The 2,888-nt window shown below is 75.0% G+C and carries 2 protein-coding genes and 1 pseudogene; 2 read left to right on the top strand and 1 reads right to left on the bottom strand.

The features are described 5' to 3' along the window. Positions 1 to 723, bottom strand: a pseudogene (locus KBX39_RS27840) (apolipoprotein N-acyltransferase); the annotation flags it as partial. A 29-nt stretch (positions 724 to 752) separates the two neighbouring features. Between KBX39_RS27840 and KBX39_RS27835 the strand changes: the two are divergent. After that, positions 753 to 2,069 carry a low temperature requirement protein A gene (locus KBX39_RS27835; protein ID WP_210873351.1) on the top strand — a complete coding sequence of 439 codons (1,317 nt, stop codon included), beginning with the start codon at positions 753 to 755 and terminating at the stop codon, positions 2,067 to 2,069. 51 nt (positions 2,070 to 2,120) lie between these two features. After that, positions 2,121 to 2,888 (top strand): AfsR/SARP family transcriptional regulator (locus tag KBX39_RS27830; RefSeq protein ID WP_210873349.1); only part of this gene is annotated, 768 nt, incomplete at its 3' end.

The following is a 2,888-nucleotide window of genomic DNA, read 5'->3' as shown; positions in this document are numbered from 1 at the left end:
CGCCCCGCCCGGCGGTGAGCCCGGCCACCGGCCGCCACTCCCCGGGCGCGCGACGCCAGTCCCGCCACGCCACCGCGACGAGGATCCCACCGGCGACCGCTACCGCGAACGTGACCAGCGGCGCGCCGCCGAGCGCGGCCAGCCGCAGCATCGGCGACGTGTCCTGGCTGAACGCCAGCCGCCCCCACGGGAACCCGCCGAACGGGGTCCGGTCGCGCAGCGCCTCCTGCCCCACCCACAACACGCCGGTGAGCAGCGGCCATGCCGCCCGGTGCCGGTCGGCCAGCGGCGACACCCACGCGGTGGCGGCGCCCAGCACCGCCAGGTAGGCGGCCTGCAGCAGCGACAGCAGCGCCCACGGCAGGTAGCCGGTGTGCAGGTTCGTCCATTCCAGCAGCGGCGCGAACAGCGCCACCCCGGCGAGGAAACCCAGCCCGGCGCCGGCCCGCAACCGCCGCCGGTGCGCGGCGGCCGCCAGCAACGCCACCCCGACCGGGGCGAGCGGCCACATCCCGTACGGCGGAAACGCCAGCAGCAGCGCCACCCCGGCCAGTACGGCGGCCGGCACGGCCAGCGTCAGCGGCAGGGGACGCGCCCCGTCGGCGACGGTGCGCGACTGCTCCTGCTCCAGCGTCGTCACCGGCTTCTCCCCACGATCACGGGCCGAAGGCTACCCGCCCGTACCGGCCGTCGGCCCGCGCCCCTGCGCCACCGATCGGGCAACTGAGCCTCGGCGGGCGGGGCCCGCTGCCATGCTCGGCAGCATGAACGCTGAGCGGGGACGGGGTCGTGTCCTGCCGACCGCGCCCGGCTCGCGCGTCACCCGGGTGGAGTTGTTCTACGACCTGGTGTTCGTGTTCGCGTTCCTGAACGTCACGAACGTCCTCTCCGAAACCCTGAGCGGCAGGTCGTTGCTGGCGGGACTGCTGTTGCTGTTGCTGCTGTGGTGGTGCTGGGTGTCCTTCGCCGCCCTGGGCAACGTCGTCCGCACCGACCAGGGGGTGATGCCGCTTGTCGGCTCGGTGACGGTGGCCGCGCTGTTCGTGCTGACGCTGAGCACACCGTCGGCGTTCGCCGAGGAGCAGGCGCAGCAGCAGTCCGGTCCGCCCGGTCTGGTCTTGTTCGCCTGCTGCTACCTCATCATCCGGGCGGCCCAGGTGCTGGTGTTCCTGGCCCGCAGCAGCCGCCGCGGACGGACCGCCCTGCGCCTCGGTCTCCCACCGCTGACCAGCGTGGCGTTGATCCTCGCCACCAAGGCACTGCCCGAGTCACCCCAGCAGCCCTGGGGGAGGTGGCTGCCGCTGGCGCTGTGGCTGGCCGCGGTCTGCATCGAGTACACCTCCGGGGGCCTCGCCCCCAGCGCCGGGCTGACAGTCGTGTCCGCCGCCCACTGGGCCGAGCGATACGCGCTGATCCTGCTCATCGCGCTCGGCGAGTCGATCATTTCGCTCGGGCTGGGACCGAAGCTGAGCGCCGGCTTGCCGGCCACGTGGCCGGTGATCGTGGCGTCGGTGCTCGGCGTCACCATCATCGCGTCCCTGTGGTGGCTGTACTTCGACACTCTGGCACCCGCGCTGGAGCAGCGGCTGCATCGCACCCGCGACGTCCGGGCACGGGCGGCGCTCGCCCGCGACGCCTACGCCTACCTGCACCTGCCGCTGATCACCGGGATCATCCTGTTCGCCCTCGGGCTCAAGCGCTACCTCACCGTCATCTCCCACCCGCACGGCGATCCCTGGTGGGAACACGCCGCCGAGCTGGACAGCCGGGTGCTGTTCGCCGGGGTGGTCATCTACATGTTGGGACTGCTGGCGCTGGCGGTGCGGGCGACCCAACGGATTCCGGCGGTCGCCACCTGTGTGGTGCTCGTGCTGGCGGTGGGGCTGCCGTGGGCGGGCCGGCTGCCGGTGGTGGCCGCTCTGGCGATCCTGGCGGCGGTCAGCGTCTTCCTGGTGCTGTTCGGTCTGCGCGCGGGTGACCCGTGGCGTCGTCAGGTGCGCCGGACCGCGTTGGACGAGCAGGTCGCCGCCGAGCGGGAGCAGTCCGAATGGCGCCGGCGTCACCTGTGACCGGCGGGTGGGGAGTGTGGGCGGTACCGGCGACAGGCGACAATCGGGCCCATGCGGTTCGGTGTGCTCGGCGCGACGCAGGCGTACGCGGCCGACGGCAGCGCGCTCCCGGTCGCCGGTGAGCGGCTGCGTGCCCTGCTGGTGCTGCTGCTGCTCGACGCCGACCGCACGGTGCCGCCGTGGCGGCTCATCGACGGCGTCTACGGCGACCGGCCGCCGGAGCAGGCCGCGAACGCGTTGCAGTCGCAGGTGTCGCGGCTGCGGCGGCTGCTGCCCGGGGCGCGCATCGAGTTCGGTCCGGCCGGTTACCGGCTGGCCGTCGACCCGCAGCGGGTGGATGTGCACCGGTTCATCCGGCTGGCCGGGGCGGGACGGGCGGCGCTGGCCGACGGTGATCCGCGCGGCGCGGCGGCGCTGCTGCGCGACGCGCTGGACCTGTGGCGCGGTGAACCCCTCGCGGATGTCGCCGGGGCGCCGTTCGCCGACGTCGAGGCGGCCCGGCTGCGCGAGCTGCGCCTGGCGGCGATCGAGGACCGGGTCGAGGCGGACCTGGCGCTCGCGCCGCCCGGGGCGCCGCTGATCGCCGAGCTGCGGGCCCTGGTGGCGGCGCATCCGCTGCGGGAGCGGCTGCACGGGCTGCTGATGCGCGCCCTGCACGGCGCGGGCAGCCGCGCCGAGGCCCTCGCCGCGTACGCCGACGCGCGCCGCGTGCTGGCCGAGGAGCTGGGCGCCGACCCGTCGGCGGAGCTGGGCGCGGTGCACGCCCCGCTGCTGCGCGACGACCCCGCGCAGCCGGCGCGGCTGCCCGCCCCGCTGACC

Source organism: Micromonospora sp. D75 (assembly GCF_018070405.1).
Taxonomy (GTDB): Bacteria; Actinomycetota; Actinomycetes; order Mycobacteriales; family Micromonosporaceae; genus Micromonospora; species Micromonospora chalcea.
Note: the sequence above shows the minus strand (reverse complement) of the source record. Positions and strands in the feature narration are given on the sequence as shown.

Coding starts and splice junctions, on each gene's coding strand:
- KBX39_RS27835 (WP_210873351.1), top strand. CDS start 753: ATGCTCGGCAGCATGAACGCTGAGCGGGGACGGGGTCGTGTCCTGCCG.